Raw genomic sequence first — 18,252 nt, forward strand, 5'->3', positions numbered from 1 at the left:
GTAAGATTCGCGCTTATCGATACCTATTCAAGCAAGGATTTTTCCCATGAAACTCGCCACCTGGAACGTCAACTCGCTCAAAGTGCGCCTGCCGCAAGTGCTGCAGTGGCTGACAGACAACCCGGTCGACATACTCTGCTTGCAAGAGACCAAGCTCACGGATGACAAGTTCCCCGTCGCCGAGATCGAGGCGGCCGGTTACCAGGTGGTCTTCAGCGGCCAGAAAACCTACAACGGCGTGGCCATCCTGTCGAAGTTGCCTATCACCGACGTGGTGAAGAACAATCCCCTCTATGAAGATGCGCAGCAGCGCATCCTGGCCGCGACTATCGGTGGCGTGCGCGTCGTCTGCGCCTATGTGCCGAACGGCCAGAGCGTCGATTCGGACAAATACGAGTACAAGCTGGGCTGGCTGTCCGCCCTGCACGACTGGCTGGCCGAAGAAGCGCTGCAGCACCCGCAGCTGGCCGTCGTGGGCGACTACAATATCGCACCCGATGACCGCGACGTGCACGACCCCGTCGCCTGGGCCGGCCAGGTGCTGGTCTCGGACAAGGAACGCGCCGCCCTGCAGCGCCTGTTCGACATCGGCCTGACGGACGCCTTCCGCCTGTTCGAGCAGGCGGAAAAAACGTTCAGCTGGTGGGATTACCGCCAACTGGGTTTTCGCCTGAACAAGGGCTTGCGCATCGACCATATCCTGCTCTCGCCAGCCCTGGCGGGCCGCTGTACCGCCTGCGTGATCGACCGCGTGCCCCGCAAGTGGGAACAGCCGTCCGACCATGCACCGGTTGTGGCCACCATCGATTAAGCGAGGCGGGCATCATCGAAGGTGGACCAACGCAAATGGGAACAGCCGTCCGACCATGCGCCCGTCATCGCCACCATCGACTAATCATTCAAGAACGCCTGACAGAAGCGTCGCGAGCGGAAGGGAGAGGTGGCCGAGAGGTGCAGCCGTGCTCGAGCACGGTGAGCATCGCAGGCTACCTATACCGACGCGCAGCAGCTTATGTTCCGCGTTCCAATAGTACCTGCGCATTGACTGCCGGTACCGGCGCAGAAAACAGATAGCCCTGCGCATAGCGGCAGCCGTTCGCCTGCAGCAGGGCGAACTGCTCTTCCGTCTCCACGCCCTCGGCCACGGTCGACAATTGCAGGCTGTCGGCCAGCGCGATGATGGCCGCCACGATGGCGCGGTCTTCCGCGCTGTGTTCCAGGTCCTTGATGAAGGCACGGTCGATCTTGACCTTTTTCACGGGGAAGCGCTTCAGGTAGGCCAGGCTGGAATAGCCGGTGCCGAAATCGTCGATCGACAGGCGCAGGCCCATGCCATTGATCTGCCGTAAAATCTCCAGGGTATGCTCGCCGTGCTGCATCAGCGCCGTCTCGGTGATCTCGAATTCCAGCAGCGCCGGATCGATGCCCGTTTCCCGCACCACGGCGCCGATGGCCGCCACCAGGCCCTTGTGCATGAACTGGCGCGGCGACAGGTTTACCGCCAGGGGTACGGGCTGCAAGCCTTGGCGCTGCCAGGCCATGCTTTGCTCGCATGCCTGGCGCATGACCCATTCGCCCACCGGCACGATCAAACCGTTTTCCTCCATGATGGGAATGAAGCGGTCAGGCAGCACCAGGCCATGACCGGGACGGCGCCAGCGCAGCAGTACTTCCATACCATGCAGGCGGCGCGTGGCGATATCGATAATGGGCTGGTAAAACAGTTCGAACTGCTGCAGTGCCAGCGCCGTGCGCAAGCTGCTTTCCAGGTCGAAGTGCAGGGCCGCCGCCTGGTTCATCGTCTGCGTGAAGAACTGGTAATTATTGCGGCCATTGCCCTTGGCGTGGTACATGGCAGCATCGGCATGGCGCATCAGGGCGTCGACATCGCCGCCATCGTCCGGATACAAGCAGATGCCAATCGACGGCGTCACATGCAGCACATGGCCGTCGAGCGGAAAAGCGGGCGTCAGCGCCTCGATGATCTTCTCGGCCACGCGCGCCGCCTCGTCGTTGTCGCGGATGCCAGGCGCCAGCACGACGAATTCGTCGCCGCCCAAACGCGCCACCGTATCGCTGGCGCGCACCGCGCGGCACAGCCGGGCAGCCACTTCCTTGAGGAGCAAATCGCCCGTCATGTGGCCCAGCGAATCGTTGATGGTCTTGAAGCGGTCCAGGTCGATGAACATCACGGCCAGCTTGCGCCCGGAGCGCTGCGAGGCCAGCATGGCCCGCTCCAGGCGGTCCGACAACAGCGCGCGGTTCGGTAAACCCGTCAGGTTGTCGTGGTAGGCCATGTGATGCACGCGCGCCTCGGCCTGGCGCCGCTCGACGATCTCGCCCTGCAGCAGCAAATTGGCGCCGGCCAGTTCGGCCGTGCGTTCGTGCACGCGCAGCTCCAGTTCGTCGCGCGCGTGGCGCACCGCCTCGGCCGCCTCGCGGCGCGCCGTCACATCGTCGACCAGCCACACCGAGCGACCGTGCGCATGCGCCAGGTCAAACGGCCGGCCGGACAGCCGCGCCCAGAAACGGCTTCCATCCTTGCGCACCAGCTGGTATTCCGACATGTGCACCCTGCCAGCCGCAAAGTCGCGCGCCGTCTCGCCGCGTGCCGTCTTCCACGCGGCCACGTCCGGATACAGGGCCTGCACCGACAGGCCGTTGATCTCGCCGGGACCATAGCCGAAAAGCTCTTCCATCTTGCTGTTGGCGCGCAAATTGTAGCCGCCCTCCACCACCGAGATGCCCAGCACGGCGCTGTCGAGGATGGCCTGGTTTTCCAGCAGCGCATTGCGCAAGGATTCTTCGGCGCGCTTGGCTTCCGTGCGGTCCTCGATGATCCAGATGGTGCCGGCGGCGGGATCGTCCGGATTGACGACGTAGGCGATCAGCTGCGCCCACAAGGTGCTGCCGTCGCGGCGTATCATTTCCACTTCCGTCTGGAACGGCTTGGCCACCGACAGGAAGGGAAAGGCCGCCGCGCCCAGCAAGTCGTAGGACTGCTGCGACACGTACAGCGCGCGTCCGGGCAAACCCAGCGCCTCGTCGCCGCTGTAGCCGAACATCGCGGCAAAGCCCAGGTTGTAGCGCGTGATCAGGCGGTTCTTGGTATACAGGATGCTCACCGAGGCATTCGTCATGATGGCCGCCACCTCCATCTGCGCCTGGCGGCTGTCCGTGACGTCTTCGAGTATCCAGATCGTGCCCTTCTCGCTGTGCGCCTGGTCGACGGCCTTGGCGCGGATGCGGCACCAGAACAGCTTGCCATCGCGGCGGCGGAACAGCGCTTCATCCCGTTCGTACGGCAAGCCCTGCCCCAGCAGCGGCGTGGCTTGCGCGCCAAACTCCTCGTAGGCGGCAGGCGAGGGAAACAGCGCGGCAGCGGGCAAGCCCGTCATCTCCTCCTGCGCGTAGCCGAACATTTCGGCGAAGCGGGGATTGCAGCGCAGGACCAGGCGCGAACGCGAAAACAGGATGCCGACGGAGGCATTGTCGAGGATGGCCTGCTGCTCCAGCATCAGCTGGCGCGTGGCCTCCTCGGCAGCCTTCTGCGCACTGCGGTCGTCGAACAGCCAGATCGTGTCGCGCAAGCCGCGGTCGGTCTGGCTCTCGGGGTTCAGTACATAGCCATACGCCAGCGCCCAGAATGTGGAGCCGTCGCGGCGGCGCATTTCCATCTCGCCCTGGAACGGCTGGCCGCGCCGCAGCAGGGGCGACGCTTGCCGCACCACGTTCTCGTAAGCCGCGCGCGACGGGTAAAGGTCGGCGACGGCCAGGCCCACGCCGCTGTCGCCATCAAAGCCGAAGCATTCGGCAAAGCGCCGGTTGTAGCGCAGCACGCCTTTCTCGCGCTGAAAACCGATGGCCAGCGGCGCGTTATCCATCACGGCCTGCATTTCCAGCATGGCGCGGCGCAACTGGTCTTCATCACGCCGATGGTCGCTGATGTCCTCGATAATCCATACGGTACCGTCATGCGTATTCAAGGGATCGACGGCGCGCCCGTGCAGACGGCTCCAGAACAGCGAGCCATCCTGGCGCCGCAATTCCAGTTCCGTGCGGTAGGGCTTGCCCTTGGAGAGCAGCGGCGCCGCTTCCAGCCCCAGGATGCGGCAATGCTCGGCGGAGCGGTACAGCACCGCGCCCGGCATGCCCGTCAACTGGTGGCGCGCATAGCCGAGCATCTCGGCGGCGCGGATATTGCACTCCTCGATGAAGCCGCCCCTGGAAAACACGATGCCGACGGCCGCGCTTTCCAGGATTGCCTGTTGCTCCAGCAAGGTCTTGCGCAAGGCTTGCTGGTCACGCTGCTGCACGCTGATGTCGGCAAACACCAGAGTCGCGCCCGGCAAGCCATCGCCCACCGGCAACGGCTTGGCCCATACCTGCACGGCGATGGCGGCACCCATTCCCTCCAGGCTGCTGTCCCAGTGACGCTCGCGCCCGGCCGCACCCAGCGCGCCACGCAGCATGCTGGTGCTCGACGCGCGGTAGGCGTCCGTAAAACAGTCGGCCAGCAGCCGGCCCGACACATCCTTGCCCAGCAAGGCATTCAAGGCGCCATTCACCGCGACCACCATGCCGCAGGCATCGCAGGCGCAGGCGGGCAAGGCGATGAGTTGCAAGGCATCGGCGATGAAATCGGGACTGGTCGGCACTCGGTTCATGGACGCCATGGATGGTTAAAGGCAAAGTGAACATACGCCTGGGTAAAACAATCTTCCAAGCATCATGGTGCTGTTAGATCATAAACCAGTTTCCGGCGGTTTTTTCATATTCCTTATTGGCAATATCTGAAACGCCACAGACCACTTGCAACACGCCCGTTGCAAAGCCGTTGCAAGGCAAGAAAATGAAACAAATCGTTTAGAATAAAGCATGCGCCGCCCTCCCCAACCTCCGCTCGACCACCGCGACAAACCCGTCATCTGGACCGTCTCCGTCTCGCGTTTGTTCGACCTGTTCCGCGACATCACGCTCGAATACGACGACCTGGCGACGATTGAACCGATCAATCTGGGCTTCGACGACGCCGTGCGCCACATCCGCGAACGCATGGCCACCGAGCGCTGCGACGCCGTCATCGCGGCCGGTTCGAACGGTGCCTACCTGAAAGGCCGGCTGTCGGTACCCGTCATCATCGCCAAGGCCAGCGGCTACGACGTGATGCAGGCGCTGGCGCGCGCGCGGCGCATCTCGCCGGACATCGGCGTGGTCACCTACCAGGATCCGATGCCGGAACTGGCCGAATTTGCCGCCACCTTCGGCTTCCAGATTGCCCAGCGCACCTATGCTACCGAGGAAGATGCGCGCGCGCAGATCAACGAACTGAAGGCGGCCGGCGTCAAGGCCGTCGTCGGCGCGGGCCTCGTCACCGACCTGGCCGAGGAGGCGGGACTGGCCGCCGTCTTCGTGTATTCGGCCACGGCCATCCGCCGCGCCTTCGACGACGCGCTGGAACTGGCGCGCCTGACCCAGATCGAATCGAACCGCGGGAGGCGCCCTGTGGTGGCCGACACTTTGCGCGCGCGGCATGGCCTGCACGATTTGCGCGGCGAATCGGAAGCGATGGAAACGCTGCGCCAGTCGGTGGTACTGTACGCCCGCTCGCCGGCGACGGTGCTGATCCAGGGCGAAACGGGCAGCGGCAAGGAACTGGTGGCGCAGGCCATCCACCGCGAAAGCCCGCGCAGCCTGGGCGCGAACCGGCCCTTCATCGCCATCAATTGCGGCGCCATCGCCGAGTCCTTGCTCGAATCGGAGCTGTTCGGCCACGAGGATGGGGCCTTTACGGGCGCACGCCGGGGCGGCCATGCGGGCCTGTTCGAGGCGGCCAACCATGGCACGCTCTTCCTCGATGAAATCGGCGAAATGCCGCTCCCCCTGCAAACGCGCTTGCTGCGTGTGCTGGAAGAGCGCGAAGTGGTGCGCGTGGGCGGCACGCGGCCCATCGCCATCAATGTGCGCATCATCAGCGCCACCCACTGCGACCTGGAGCAGCGCATTCGCGAAGGACGCTTCCGCGCCGACCTGTTCTACCGCCTGGCCGTGCTGCGCCTGCATTTGCCCGCCTTGCGCGAACGTGCCAGCGATATTCCGGGCCTGGCCGAATGGTCGCTGAAGAACGCGCTGGCCGCGCTGGGCGCCCGCCCGCACCCCAACCTGCACGCGGAAATCGTCGCCTGCGCGCCGCTGCTGCGCCGCTACGACTGGCCCGGCAACGTGCGCGAACTGCGCAACCTGGCCGAGCGCCTGGCGCTGTTCCTGGCCGCCGAACCGCTGCAGGCGCTCACGCCCGCCTTCGTGCTGGGTGTGGCGCCGGAGTTGGCGCAAGGCGCCAGCCCGGCCACGGCTTTGCCGGCGCCGACTGCCGCCGTTGCACCGCAGCGCGAGCAGGAAAGCGCCAGCGCCGTGCTGGCGCGCTTCGGCGGGCGCCGCGATGCGGCCGCAAGCTACCTGGGCATCAGCCGCACCACCCTGTGGCGCCGCCTGCGCGCCGGCTGATTTTTTCAACCCTACCCAAAACACCATGGACGACTGGCCTCACCTGCACGATTTATGGCAGCGCTGCACGGGACACGGCGGCGCCACCGGCAGCGGCGCACTGGCGCGCGACCACCTGGATATCAAGGCCCTGTACGCACGCGGCATTTCGATGGAAGACACGCTGCACTTCCTGTATCAGCAACGACCGACCCTGCAGGCCTACACAGACTGGATCGCCGCGCGCACGCGCCCACGCCCGGCACACGCCGCCAGTCCCCATCAGGACGTGCTGTCCGCCGCCGAGCTGCGCCATTTCGAGGAGCACGGCTATCTGGTGCTGCGCGGCGTCGTGCCGCGCGCGCACTGCGCCGCCGCCCAGGCGGCCATCTGGGACTATCTGGGCGCCAGCCCGGATGATGCGGCATCGTGGTACCAGCCGCACCCGGGCAAACGGGGCCTGATGCTGCAGTTTTCCGACCATCCTGCCCTCGAGGAAAACCGCCACAGCGCGCACATACGCCACGCCTATCAGCAGCTATACGGCACCGGCGCCGGCATCTACGCCAGCATCGACAAGGTGAGCTTCAATCCGCCGGAAACACCGCAGCACCGCTTCCCTGGCAGCGCCCTGCACTGGGACGTCAGCCTGCAACAGCCGATTCCCTTCAAGCTGCAAGGCATGCTGTACCTGAGCGACTGTCCCGCGCAGCACGGCGCCTTTCACTGCGTGCCCGGCTTCCAGCGGCACATGGCCAACTGGCTGCGGCAAGTGCCGCCGGGGCGCCAGCCGCGCGAATGGGCCATCGAAGACTTGCGGCCCGTGCCCGTCGAAGGCATGGCCGGTGATTTCATCATCTGGCACCAGGCCCTGCCCCATTGCGCCACGCCCAACCGCGGCCCGGCGCCGCGCATGGTTCAGTACCTGACCTATCTTCCGGATCACCGCCAGGATCAGGATGCGTGGCTCTGAACCACTCATCCCTCCCTGCTGCCGCTCATCCCGCGGCACTGGCGGCCGCTTGCCTGCGCCGCTAGCATGGCCGTCAAGGAGGAGTACCCCATGAAACGAACACTGCAAACATGCATCTTGCTCACCACCGTGCTGCTGGCGGGTGCCAGCCAGGCCGCCGCACCCAAGGCCTTCACGGTCGACGTCACCGGACAAGGCCGCCCCCTCATCCTGATTCCCGGCCTGGCGTCCTCGGGCGAAGTCTGGCAAGGCACGGTGGCGCGCCTGTGCGGTCCGCAAGCCGCACGCCAATGCCACGTGCTGACACTGGCCGGCTTTGCCGGCGTGGCGCCCATCGCAGGCGACTTGCTGGCGCAGGCCGAGCAAGAGCTGGCCGACTACATCGGCACCCAAAAACTGGGCCAGCCAGCCATCATCGGGCATAGCCTGGGCGGCTTCCTGGCCCTGAAAATGGCTATCGACCATCCGGCACAAACAGGCAAGCTGGTGATCGTCGACTCGCTGCCGGCGCTGGGAGCGACGCAACTGCCGTCCATCACGCCGCAGCAATTGCAAGCCATGTCAACACAGATGCAAGCGGCCATGCGCGCGCAGGATGCGGCCAGTTCCAGCGCCAGCCAGCGCCGCACCGTCACAGGCATGGCCAGCGCGCCGGCCGACGTGGAACGCATCTTCGGCTGGGGCCAGCGTTCGGACCGCGAAACGGTGATCAAGGCCATGGGCACCCTGCTGGCCAGCGACCTGCGCCAGGACGTGGCGCGTATTTCCTCGCCCACGCTGGTGCTGGGCACCTGGATCGCCTACAAGGACTATGCGGCGCGCGCCGCCATCGAAGCGACCTTCCAGCAACAGTATGCTCAGCTGCCTGGCGTAAAAGTCACGCTCGCCGACACGGCGCGCCACTTCATCATGTACGACCAGCCGGACTGGATGTATGCGCGCATCGAACAGTTCCTGGACTAGGCCGTGAACGCGCCCTTGCACCGGCCGCCACTGCTGGCCAGGATCAACTGGTACTGGACCTTCCAGCTGGCCGGCTGGGGCGCACTCACCTTGTTCAATAGCGTGTATGGCGGCTCCACGCAGCTGCGCATCGTCGTGACGATTGCCAGCTGGGGTTCCCTGGGCGGGTTGCTGCTGTCGCACCTGTGGCATGGCGTGCTGCGCCGGCACGGCTGGGCGGCGAAAGGCTTGCGCTGGAAACGCATCGTGCCGTCGCTGATCGTGCTGGCCGCCATCCAGACGGCCAGCGTGACGACCGCCTTCCACGTCATGTATCCGCCGGACACCATCCGCGGCATCGCCTGGCTGCCCGGCGCGTTGCTGTTCTGGTTCGGGGTATTCCTGACCTGGACGGTGTTTTACTTCACCGCGCTGTCGCTGCGCCGCGCCAGCCGCTTCGAGGCCGAGGCGCTGCGCCTGGAAGTACTGGCCAAGGATGCCCAGTTGCGCGCCCTGCAGGCGCAAATCAATCCGCATTTTTTCTTCAACAGCCTCAATAGCGTGCGCGCGCTGATGTTCGAAGACCGCGAGGCAGCCGCGCGCATGATCGACCAGTTGGCCAACCTGATGCGCCACGCGCTGCAGTCCAGCCAGCACGCGACCGTGCCGCTGGCGGCCGAACTGGACGCCGTGCGCGCCTACCTGGCGATCGAACAGAGTCGCTTCGAGGAACGCCTGCGCGTCAGCTTCGACATCGCCCCCGGCATCGATCACGTGCGCGTGCCGCCCATGGCCCTGCAAACACTGGTGGAAAACGCCGTCAAGTATGGCGTCGAAACAAGCGCCGATGGCGGCGACATCCGCATAGCAGCGCGGCGTTCCAGTCCTGCCGACGGCACCACCATGCTGCAGATCGATGTGGCCAACACGGGCGCCTTGCGCGAGCCAGGCAACTCCACCTGCGTCGGCTTGCGCAATGCGCGACAGCGCTTGCAGCTGGCCTGCGGCGAGTGCTCCAGCCTGGAACTGCGCGAACAGGCGGGCTGGGTATACGCCACCATCCACCTGCCGGAGCAAGCATGAACGGTCAACCACTCAAGGTACTGCTGGTCGATGACGAGCGCCTGGCGCGCGCCGAACTGCGTCGCCTGCTCGCGCCGCATGTTCAGCAAAGTGCTGTGGAGATCATCGGCGAGGCGGCCAGCGCGGCCGACGCCGTCGCGCAGATCGACAAGCTGCGGCCCGACCTGCTGCTGCTCGACGTGCAAATGCCGGGCGGCTCCGGTTTCGACCTGCTGGCCGCGTTGGATGATGCTCCCGACGTCATCTTTTGCACGGCCTTCGACCAGTACGCGCTGCAGGCGTTTGAAGTGAGCGCCCTCGACTACCTGCAAAAACCCGTGCAGGCGGCGCGCCTGGCGACGGCGCTGGCGAAGGTCGGCGCGAGGGTGCGGGCGGCACCGTCGCCCGCGCCGCGCAAGGTATTCATCAAGGATGGGGAACGCTGCTGGTTTGTGGCGTTTGACGATATCCGCCTGCTGGAATCGGAAGGTAACTACACGCGCGTGCATTTCGGCACGCAGCAGCCGCTGATGCTGCGCTCCCTGAACCAGCTGGAAGAGAAGCTCGATTCCACCCTGTTCTTGCGCGCCAACCGGCGCCAGATCGTCAACCTGGCGCAGGTCGCACAACTCGCGCAGAATGCGGCCGATGGTCTCGAGCTGCGCCTGCTGGACGGCAGCCTGATCGAAGTGTCGCGCCGCCGCGCGCAGCAGTTCAAGGCTGTCACCGGCCTGTAGCCCCCTTACTTCAGCGCGGGTATCGGCTGCGCCTGGAAGGCGGGACGCGGCTGTTCCTTGAGCTTTTTCGCCAGCATGTCGAGCGCCACTTCCAGCTGGCGGTCGGCACCATGAAAGGTGGCGTGCGGCGGGTTCTCCACCTCCACATCCGGCACCACGCCCACGCCTTCGATCAGCCACTGGCCATCGATGCCGAACTGGCCATTTTCCGCCACGCGTGCCATGCCGTTATCCAGCAGGCGCGTATTGTCGCTGAGCCAGACGCCCGCGCCGGCCGTGCGTTTGCCCACCAGCGGCGCCAGGCCCAGGGCCTTGATGCCGGCGGCGAAGGTCTCGCCATCCGAGTAGGTCAGTTCATCAACCAGCACCACCAGGTGGCCGCGGAAGGTATTCTGCATGTTCGACGACGGCTGCACGCCCGGCGGCGCCCAGTAAGCCCAGGCCTTGCGCAGCAGTTTTTCGATGATCCAGCTGTCGATGTTGCCGCCGTTGTTGCGCCGCACATCGATGATCAGGCCTTCGCGGTTGATATTGGCATAAAAATCGCGCGCGAACGAGGCGATATCGTTCGCCCCCATGGCGCGCAGATGCAGGTAGCCGATGCGCCCCTGCGAGGCAGCAGCGACCTGCTCGGCGCGGCTCAGCTCCCAGTCGCCATAGCGCAGCGCCGTCTGTTTCGCCATGTTGACGGGCGTGACGATGACGGCGCGCGGCGCGCCCCCCTTGCCATTATTCCGTTTGACCTGCAACAGCACCTGCTTGTCGGCCTGGTTCAGCAGCAGGTCGCTGATGTCGCGCGCGGCCAGCACATCCTTGCCATTGACGGACGTGATCACGTCGCCCGCCTTCACATCCACGTCGGGCCGCGACAGGGGCGCGCGCGCCGAAGGCAGCTCCGCTTCGCTGCGGTAGACATGCTCGACCTGATAGCCGTCGCTGGTACGCGTCAGCACGGCGCCCAGGCCCGCCGGCGTGCCTTCCTGTTCCGTGCGGCGCAATTCGCCGGGACGGATCTGCGAATGCAGGGCGCCCACTTCGGCCACCATCATGCCCAGCACGTCATTGAGTTCGGCGCGGTCCGTGACCCGCTCGACCAGCGGCGCATATTTGTCGCGCGCGGCCTTCCAGTTCACGCCGCGCATCTTCGCGTCGTACAGGAAGTCGCGGTGCAAGCGCCAGGCGTCGTTGAACATCTGCTTCCACTCCAGGCGCGGATTCGACACAAACGTCCAGTCGTCGACTTTGACTTTTGCCTTCGACAGGTCGGCCGGCAGCTTGGCGCCCGCCTCGATCACCAGCATTTCTCCTGGCCCGGTGGCCGCCGCCGTCCTGTAATACAGGTGTTTCTTATCCGTCGCCAGGTCGAATTCACGCACATTGGCCACCAGCAGTTCCGGCTTGGAGCCGGTATTGCCGATGGCGAGGGTCTTCAGGCTGGACTTGTTCTCGCCGCTGTCGCGCTCAAGGAAATACAGGCGCTTGTCATCGGCGGCCAGCGCGCTGTAGTTGCCCGCCGCCAGCGGCACTTCATACAGCCGCTCGGCCAGACCCTGGCTGACGATGGCCGGCAGCGCGATTGGTGCTTTCTTCACGGCCGTCTTGCCACCCGCCTTCTCCAGGGCCTTTTCTGCCGCCTGTTCGGCCGCCTTTTCATCGTCCGTCTCGGCCGGCTTGACGCCCGGGCGACTCAGCTCATCGTCGGGCTGGAACGGGAACCGGTTGCCCGGCTGCAGCGCCAGCGCATACACGCCGATGCGCTTGTCGAACACGGGGCCCATGTTGCGGTCGCCCCATGGCGAACCGTTGGCCAGCTGGAAATTACGCGCCGACAGGAAATACAGCCAGCGCCCATCGGGCGAAAACACGGGCGAACCGGACGTATAGCGGTCGCTGGTGACGAATTGCAGCTGCTTCGATGCCAGGTTGTACAAGCCGATCTGCTCGCGCTGCTCGTTGCTGGCCACGCGCACGATGGCCAGATTGCGGCTGTCGGGTGACCATTGCACTTCGTCGTGCTTGTCCACGCCCGCCTTGCCTGCGTCATCGATCAACTGGTTGCCCTTCGTTGCCAGGTCCAGCAGCCAGAAGCGGCCTTTTTTATCCGTGTGCGCCAGCCAGCGTCCGTCCGGTGACGGATACAGTTTCCAACGGTGATTATCGCCCTGCGTCGTCAGCTGCTCGCCCTTGCCCGAGCCATCGGCGGCGTACTTCCAGATTTCGTTTTCCCCGCTCGTGTCGACGATGGCGAAGACGGATTTCTCGTCGCTGGAAAAGACGGCATCGCGCGCCCTCGCCCCTTCGGGAATGGCGATATCAACGCGGCGCAGGCTGCCCGTGCCGGCGATGCTGACGCGGCCCCTTGCAGTGAGAATGATGCGCTCATCCTTGCCCGACACCTGGACATTGCTCAAGGTATCGAGTGGCGAGCGGATCTGGCGTGCGCGCTGCTGATCGAAATCGGACACGAGACTGATGGCCAGCGGCTGCGAAGCGCCTGTTGCAGGAACGTTCAGGTCCAGCACGTGCAAATCGGCGCCCAGCTGGTAGACGACCTTGCCATCGCCCAGCGCGGCATTGCGCACGTCCCACTGCGTGTGGCTAGTCAGGGCGCGGCGGTCGGAGCCGTCGGGCAGCATGCTCCATAAATTGTCGCTGCCGCCCGCGTCGCTAATATAGTAGACACGGCCCTGCCACCACATGGGGCGCTTGTTGTTACCCGCCAACACGGCAGGCTCCGTATGCATGCGCACAGCTTCGCCCTTGCCGCCCAGATCATAGCGCCACAGGGTGGCATGCGCGCCGCCCCGGTAGTTGCGCACATTGTCGTTGGTCATGGCCAGGCCGAAACGCGTGAAGAACAGCATCTTGCCCGCGTCGTCGAGCACGGCGTCGTTGGCGTCAGCCACGGGAAACACGCGCCGCGTCTGTTTCACGGGGTCGATGGCGGCGACGATGCGGCGCGAGGCGGGACCATCCGTGTTTTGCGTGCTGACCAGCACCTCGCCCTGCGCCGTCCAGCCCAGCACCAGCACGCCGCCATTGTCAAAGGAAATGCGGCGCGGCAAGCCGCCGGCCAGCGGCATCACATACGCTTCCTGTGCCCCTTCATAGGCGGCGGAAAACGCCAGCCACAGGCCGTCGCGCGAAATAGCCGCGTTCGTTTCATAGCCAGGATGCGTGGTCAAACGCTGCGCTGCGCCACCACGCACACTGCTTTTCCACACATCTCCTTCAGCCGTGAAGACGACAGTATCGCCGCGCACGGCGGGGAAGCGGAAATAGCTGCCGGCAGGAGCGGCGGCAGCGGCGGCGTTGCCCAGCATGCCGGCGGAAAACAGGAGGGAAACGAGAGTGCGGGAAATTTTCATTGAGCAATCTTTCAAGAGCCAGGGACACGAAACGATGCGGGGCATGGCCGACACCGGGATCCTGATTCTTGCATAGCTTGTGCAAAAGCAATACCTATTTTTAAACAAGGTTATTTTAACAACACTTTCCTTGACTGATGGTATGCACGTAAAAAAACCCGCGCCACTTGCGTGGGCGGGTTCTTTTTGAAAGCAGCCAGGCTGCGCTTATTCCACTTCCACCGTTTCCGGTGCAGCTGTCGGCGCCGCGTCTGGCGGTTCCGGGAATTCCAGCAAGACCTGGTCCTTGTCGTCGAGGTCGACCGTGACCCGTCCGCCCGTGACCAGGCGGCCGAACAACAGTTCGTCAGCCAGGGCCTTGCGGATCAGATCCTGGATCAGGCGTGCCATCGGCCGCGCGCCCATCAATGGATCGAAGCCTTTCTTGCCAAGGAAAGCACGCAGCTTCTCGGTAAACACGGCTTCAACCTTTTTCTCGTGCAACTGTTCTTCCAGCTGCATCAGGAACTTGTCGACCACGCGCAGGATGATTTCCTGGTCCAGCGCGCGGAAGCTGATGGTCGCGTCAATACGGTTGCGGAATTCCGGCGTGAACATGCGCTTGATGTCGGCCATCTCGTCGCCTGCCTGCTTGGAATTGGTGAAACCGATCGAGGCTTTCTGCAAGCTTTCCGCACCCGCATTCGTCGTCATGATGATGATCACGTTACGGAAATCAGCTTTGCGGCCATTGTTATCCGTCAAGGTGCCATGATCCATCACTTGCAGCAGGATATTGAAAATGTCCGGATGGGCTTTTTCAATTTCATCGAGCAGCAAGACCGCATGCGGCTTCTTGGTGATCGCTTCCGTCAGCAAACCGCCCTGGTCGAAACCAACATAGCCCGGTGGCGCGCCGATCAAACGGCTGACCGCGTGGCGTTCCATGTATTCCGACATGTCGAAACGGATCAGCTCGATGCCGAGGATGAAGGCCAGTTGCTTGGCCACCTCGGTCTTGCCGACACCGGTAGGACCGGAGAACAGGAAGGAGCCGATCGGCTTGTCCGTCTTGCCCAGGCCAGCACGCGCCATCTTGATGGCGGACGCCAGCGCGTCGATGGCTGGATCTTGCCCAAACACCACATTGCGCAAATCGCGGTCGATCGTCTGCAGCTTGCTGCGGTCGTCCTGGTTGACCGTTTGCGGCGGAATGCGCGCGATCTTGGCAATGATGTCCTCGATCTCGGCCTTGCCGATGGTTTTCTTTTGCTTCGACTTCGGCAGAATGCGCTGTGCCGCGCCCGCTTCATCGATGACGTCGATCGCCTTGTCGGGCAGATGGCGATCGTTGATGAAACGCGCCGCCAGTTCGGCCGCCGTCGACAGGGCCGAGGCCGAGTATTTCACGCCATGGTGCTCTTCGAAGCGCGATTTCAAGCCGCGCAGGATCTGCACGGTTTGCTCGACGGTCGGCTCGTTGACGTCCACCTTCTGGAAACGGCGGCTCAAGGCATGATCTTTCTCAAACACGCCGCGGAATTCCGTGTACGTTGTCGCGCCGATGCATTTCAGCTGGCCATTCGCCAATGCCGGTTTCAGCAGATTGGAGGCGTCCAGCGTGCCGCCCGAAGCCGAGCCCGCACCGATGATGGTGTGGATTTCGTCGATGAACAGGATGCCGTTCGGATTGTCCTTCAATTGCTTCAGCACGGCTTTCAGGCGCTGTTCGAAGTCACCGCGATATTTGGTACCTGCCAGCAAGGCGCCCATATCCAGCGAATACACGACGGCATTCTGCAGGATTTCCGGCACATCGCTTTGCGTGATGCGGTAAGCCAGCCCTTCGGCGATGGCCGTCTTGCCCACGCCCGCCTCGCCGACCAGCAAGGGATTGTTCTTGCGGCGACGGCACAGGATCTGGATCACGCGGTCGACTTCTTCCTCGCGCCCGATCAGGGGGTCGATCTTGCCTTCGGCAGCGGCCTTGTTCAGGTTTTGCGTGAACTGGTCGAGCGGGCTTTCCTTCGGCTGGCCATCGACGGGCGCTTCTTCCACGCCTTCGGAGGCTTTCGCGCTTTCCGTCGACTGGTCCTTGCGCACGCCGTGCGAAATGAAATTGACCACATCCAGGCGCGTCACGCCCTGCTGGTGCAGGTAGTAGACGGCATGCGAATCCTTTTCGCCGAAGATGGCCACCAGCACATTGGCGCCCGTGACCTCCTTCTTGCCATTCGAAGCGGACTGGACGTGCATGATGGCGCGCTGGATCACGCGCTGGAAACCAAGCGTCGGCTGGGTGTCGACTTCGCCCGTGCCAGGCACGGTCGGCGTGTTATCGCCGATGAAATTGGTGAGGGTCTTGCGCAGGTCCTCTATATTGACCGCGCAGGCACGCAACACCTCTGCAGCGGAGGGATTGTCCAGCAGTGCCAGCAGTAAATGCTCAACCGTGATGAATTCGTGCCGTGCCTGCCGAGCTTCGACAAACGCCATGTGCAAACTTACTTCTAATTCCTGCGCAATCATACTTCCTCCATCACGCACTGCAGGGGGTGCCCCGCCTTGCGCGCATGCGTTAAAACGAACTCCACTTTGGTACACGCTATATCTTTAGAGAACACGCCGCACACTCCTTTGCCGTAGCGATGAACACTGAGCATGATTTGCGTCGCCGTTTCACGGTCCTTGTTGAAATACTCCTGAATGATGGCCACCACAAATTCCATCGGGGTGTAGTCGTCATTGAGCAAGGCCACCTGGTAGAGCGGTGGCGGCTTCAGCACCTGCCGCTCCAGCAGGGTTTCTGTGTCGTGCTTGGTTGCCATACGCTTATTCTAATGCTTTCACAGTGGTTGTCATGCGCAATATCTACGCCTTTCCAATTGTTTTCAATCTTACGCGTTTTCTTAATAGTGCGCAGATGGCGACCTTGCTGTCAAAATCAAGAGTTGCTTTTTTGGTTGCCGTGAAGAATTTGGCAATATCGATGGAAAAGCGCTTGACTTCATTATTTATTCCGCCAACAATGCTGTATCGACTGTTGCAGTAATGTACAGCTTGATAAGAAGTGAGACGTCGAGGAGGGGGCAAGAAGCTTCTTGCTTTTATGGCTCGTGTGATTTGTTTTAATTTTGAAAGTTCTTTTTATGGCAACAGGTACAGTTAAGTGGTTCAATGATTCCAAAGGTTTTGGCTTCATCACTCCAGATGACGGCGGCGAAGATTTGTTTGCTCACTTCTCCGCAATCAACATGAACGGTTTCAAGACCCTCAAAGAAGGTCAAAAAGTTCAATTCGAAGTCACGCAAGGCCCTAAAGGCAAGCAAGCTTCCAACATCCAAGCAGCCTAAGCATCGCCGGCCCTCAGATGTGAAAAACCCCGTCTCCTGACGGGGTTTTTTTTCGTCCGCAGGGTGCGCTGCACCCTGCCCCGCCCCTCCAGTTACATATGCTCGATCATCACCTGGCCGAAACCGGAGCACGATACTTGCGTCGCGCCTTCCATCAGGCGGGCGAAATCGTAGGTGACGCGCTTCGAGGCGATCGACTTTTGCATCGACGAAATGATCAGGTCGGCCGCTTCCAGCCAGCCCATGTGACGCAGCATCATTTCCGCCGACAGGATCAGGGAACCGGGGTTCACGTAATCCTTGCCCGCATACTTTGGCGCCGTGCCATGCGTCGCTTCAAACATGGCGACGGAGTCGGACAGGTTGGCGCCCGGCGCGATGCCGATGCCGCCCACTTGCGCCGCCAGCGCGTCGGAAATGTAATCGCCGTTCAAATTCAAGGTGGCGATGACGCTGTATTCGGCCGGACGCAGCAGGATTTGTTGCAGGAACGCGTCAGCGATGGAATCCTTGACGATGATATCGCGGCCCGTCTTCGGATTCTTGAACTTGCACCATGGACCACCATCGATCAGTTCGGCGCCGAATTCCTTTTGCGCCAGCGCATACGCCCAGTCGCGGAAGCCGCCTTCCGTGTACTTCATGATGTTGCCTTTGTGCACGATCGTCACGGATGGCTTGTCATTGTCGATTGCGTACTGGATGGCCTTGCGCACCAGGCGCTCCGTGCCTTCAATGGACACGGGCTTGATGCCCAGGCCCGACGTGGCCGGGAAGCGGATCTTGGTCACGCCCATTTCATTGATCAGGAAATCCATCAATTTCTTGGCTTCGGGCGAGCCTTGCTGGTATTCGATGCCCGCGTAGATGTCTTCCGAGTTTTCGCGGAAAATTACCATGTCCGTCTTTTCCGGCTCTTTCACGGGCGATGGCACGCCCGTGAAGTAACGCACGGGACGCAGGCAGACGTACAAATCGAGCTGCTGGCGCAGGGCCACGTTCAGCGAGCGGATGCCGCCACCGACGGGCGTGGTCAGCGGCCCCTTGATGGAGACGACGTAATCTTTCAGTACAGCCAACGTTTCTTCCGGCAGCCACACATCGGGACCGTACACATTCGTCGATTTCTCGCCCGCATAGATTTCCATCCAGCTGATCTTGCGCGCGCCGCCATAGGCCTTGGCCACGGCAGCGTCGATCACCTTGATCATGACCGGGCTGATATCGATGCCCGTGCCATCGCCTTCAATGAAGGGAACGATGGGATTATCTGGTACATTCAGCGAAAAATCGGCGTTGACGGTGATTTTTTGGCCGTCAGCAGGTACAGTGATATGTTGATACATCGTGATCTC

The 18,252-nt window shown here is 63.0% G+C and carries 12 protein-coding genes; 7 read left to right on the plus strand and 5 right to left on the minus strand.

Annotated features, from left to right (window positions below):
• Positions 1–46 precede the first annotated feature (46 nt).
• Positions 47–811, plus strand: coding sequence for an exodeoxyribonuclease III (xth, locus tag C8C89_RS24480; RefSeq protein ID WP_133993683.1), 765 nt, complete (start codon positions 47–49; stop codon positions 809–811).
• Between the two features lie 199 nt (positions 812–1,010).
• Here the strand turns inward: xth and C8C89_RS24485 are convergent, their stop codons facing one another.
• Positions 1,011–4,667: an EAL domain-containing protein gene (locus C8C89_RS24485; protein WP_133993685.1), complete on the minus strand. Its 3,657-nt coding sequence runs from the start codon at positions 4,665–4,667 to the stop codon at positions 1,011–1,013.
• Between the two features lie 211 nt (positions 4,668–4,878).
• Between C8C89_RS24485 and prpR the strand changes: the two genes are divergently transcribed.
• The 5 genes from prpR (at position 4,879) to C8C89_RS24510 (ending at position 10,197) form a co-directional block, all read left to right on the plus strand.
• Complete coding sequence (gene prpR, locus C8C89_RS24490) at positions 4,879–6,504, plus strand: propionate catabolism operon regulatory protein PrpR (RefSeq protein ID WP_133993687.1); 1,626 nt, start codon at positions 4,879–4,881, stop codon at positions 6,502–6,504.
• A gap of 25 nt (positions 6,505–6,529) precedes the next feature.
• Positions 6,530–7,456, plus strand: coding sequence for a phytanoyl-CoA dioxygenase family protein (locus C8C89_RS24495; RefSeq protein ID WP_166674901.1), 927 nt, complete (start codon positions 6,530–6,532; stop codon positions 7,454–7,456).
• Between the two features lie 90 nt (positions 7,457–7,546).
• On the plus strand, positions 7,547–8,419 hold the full coding sequence (locus tag C8C89_RS24500) for an alpha/beta hydrolase (RefSeq protein ID WP_133993690.1): 873 nt from the start codon (positions 7,547–7,549) through the stop codon (positions 8,417–8,419).
• A 3-nt stretch (positions 8,420–8,422) separates the two neighbouring features.
• Positions 8,423–9,481: a histidine kinase gene (locus tag C8C89_RS24505; RefSeq protein WP_243858394.1), complete on the plus strand. Its 1,059-nt coding sequence runs from the start codon at positions 8,423–8,425 to the stop codon at positions 9,479–9,481.
• On the plus strand, positions 9,478–10,197 hold the full coding sequence (locus C8C89_RS24510) for a LytTR family DNA-binding domain-containing protein (protein WP_133993692.1): 720 nt from the start codon (positions 9,478–9,480) through the stop codon (positions 10,195–10,197). Before C8C89_RS24505 ends, C8C89_RS24510 begins: the two co-directional genes overlap by 4 nt.
• A 5-nt stretch (positions 10,198–10,202) precedes the next feature.
• Here the strand turns inward: C8C89_RS24510 and C8C89_RS24515 are convergent, their stop codons facing one another.
• The 3 genes from C8C89_RS24515 to clpS all read right to left on the minus strand — a co-directional run bounded on the left by C8C89_RS24515 (position 10,203) and on the right by clpS (position 16,372).
• Entirely contained in the window at positions 10,203–13,565 is a 3,363-nt protein-coding gene (locus C8C89_RS24515) for a S41 family peptidase (protein ID WP_133993694.1), read from the minus strand.
• Positions 13,566–13,772: 207 nt separating this feature from the next.
• Entirely contained in the window at positions 13,773–16,073 is a 2,301-nt protein-coding gene (gene clpA, locus C8C89_RS24520) for an ATP-dependent Clp protease ATP-binding subunit ClpA (protein WP_101484376.1), read from the minus strand.
• Entirely contained in the window at positions 16,070–16,372 is a 303-nt protein-coding gene (gene clpS / locus C8C89_RS24525; protein WP_034751577.1) for an ATP-dependent Clp protease adapter ClpS, read from the minus strand. The genes clpA and clpS overlap by 4 nt, the downstream gene beginning before the upstream one ends.
• Positions 16,373–16,693: 321 nt before the next feature.
• Between clpS and C8C89_RS24530 the strand changes: the two genes are divergently transcribed.
• The gene (locus tag C8C89_RS24530; RefSeq protein WP_010395943.1) at positions 16,694–16,897 is read left to right on the plus strand and encodes a cold-shock protein; all 204 of its coding nucleotides are present in this window, start codon (positions 16,694–16,696) and stop codon (positions 16,895–16,897) included.
• Positions 16,898–16,989: 92 nt separating this feature from the next.
• On the opposite strand, the gene icd is transcribed toward C8C89_RS24530, so the two are convergent.
• The gene (gene icd / locus C8C89_RS24535) at positions 16,990–18,243 is read right to left on the minus strand and encodes an NADP-dependent isocitrate dehydrogenase (RefSeq protein WP_101484375.1); all 1,254 of its coding nucleotides are present in this window, start codon (positions 18,241–18,243) and stop codon (positions 16,990–16,992) included.
• Positions 18,244–18,252: the final 9 nt, after the last annotated feature.

This window comes from Janthinobacterium sp. 75, from assembly GCF_004365495.1.
Taxonomy (GTDB): domain Bacteria; phylum Pseudomonadota; class Gammaproteobacteria; order Burkholderiales; family Burkholderiaceae_D; genus Janthinobacterium.

What these genes read in the sequence shown, in the direction of transcription:
- xth (WP_133993683.1), top strand. Translation starts at nt 47, where the DNA reads ATGAAACTCGCCACCTGGAACGTCAACTCGCTCAAAGTGCGCCTGCCG.
- C8C89_RS24485 (WP_133993685.1), bottom strand. Translation starts at nt 4,667, where the DNA reads ATGAACCGAGTGCCGACCAGTCCCGATTTCATCGCCGATGCCTTGCAA.
- prpR (WP_133993687.1), top strand. Translation starts at nt 4,879, where the DNA reads ATGCGCCGCCCTCCCCAACCTCCGCTCGACCACCGCGACAAACCCGTC.
- C8C89_RS24495 (WP_166674901.1), top strand. Translation starts at nt 6,530, where the DNA reads ATGGACGACTGGCCTCACCTGCACGATTTATGGCAGCGCTGCACGGGA.
- C8C89_RS24500 (WP_133993690.1), top strand. Translation starts at nt 7,547, where the DNA reads ATGAAACGAACACTGCAAACATGCATCTTGCTCACCACCGTGCTGCTG.
- C8C89_RS24510 (WP_133993692.1), top strand. Translation starts at nt 9,478, where the DNA reads ATGAACGGTCAACCACTCAAGGTACTGCTGGTCGATGACGAGCGCCTG.
- C8C89_RS24515 (WP_133993694.1), bottom strand. Translation starts at nt 13,565, where the DNA reads ATGAAAATTTCCCGCACTCTCGTTTCCCTCCTGTTTTCCGCCGGCATG.
- clpA (WP_101484376.1), bottom strand. Translation starts at nt 16,073, where the DNA reads ATGATTGCGCAGGAATTAGAAGTAAGTTTGCACATGGCGTTTGTCGAA.
- clpS (WP_034751577.1), bottom strand. Translation starts at nt 16,372, where the DNA reads ATGGCAACCAAGCACGACACAGAAACCCTGCTGGAGCGGCAGGTGCTG.
- C8C89_RS24530 (WP_010395943.1), top strand. Translation starts at nt 16,694, where the DNA reads ATGGCAACAGGTACAGTTAAGTGGTTCAATGATTCCAAAGGTTTTGGC.
- icd (WP_101484375.1), bottom strand. Translation starts at nt 18,243, where the DNA reads ATGTATCAACATATCACTGTACCTGCTGACGGCCAAAAAATCACCGTC.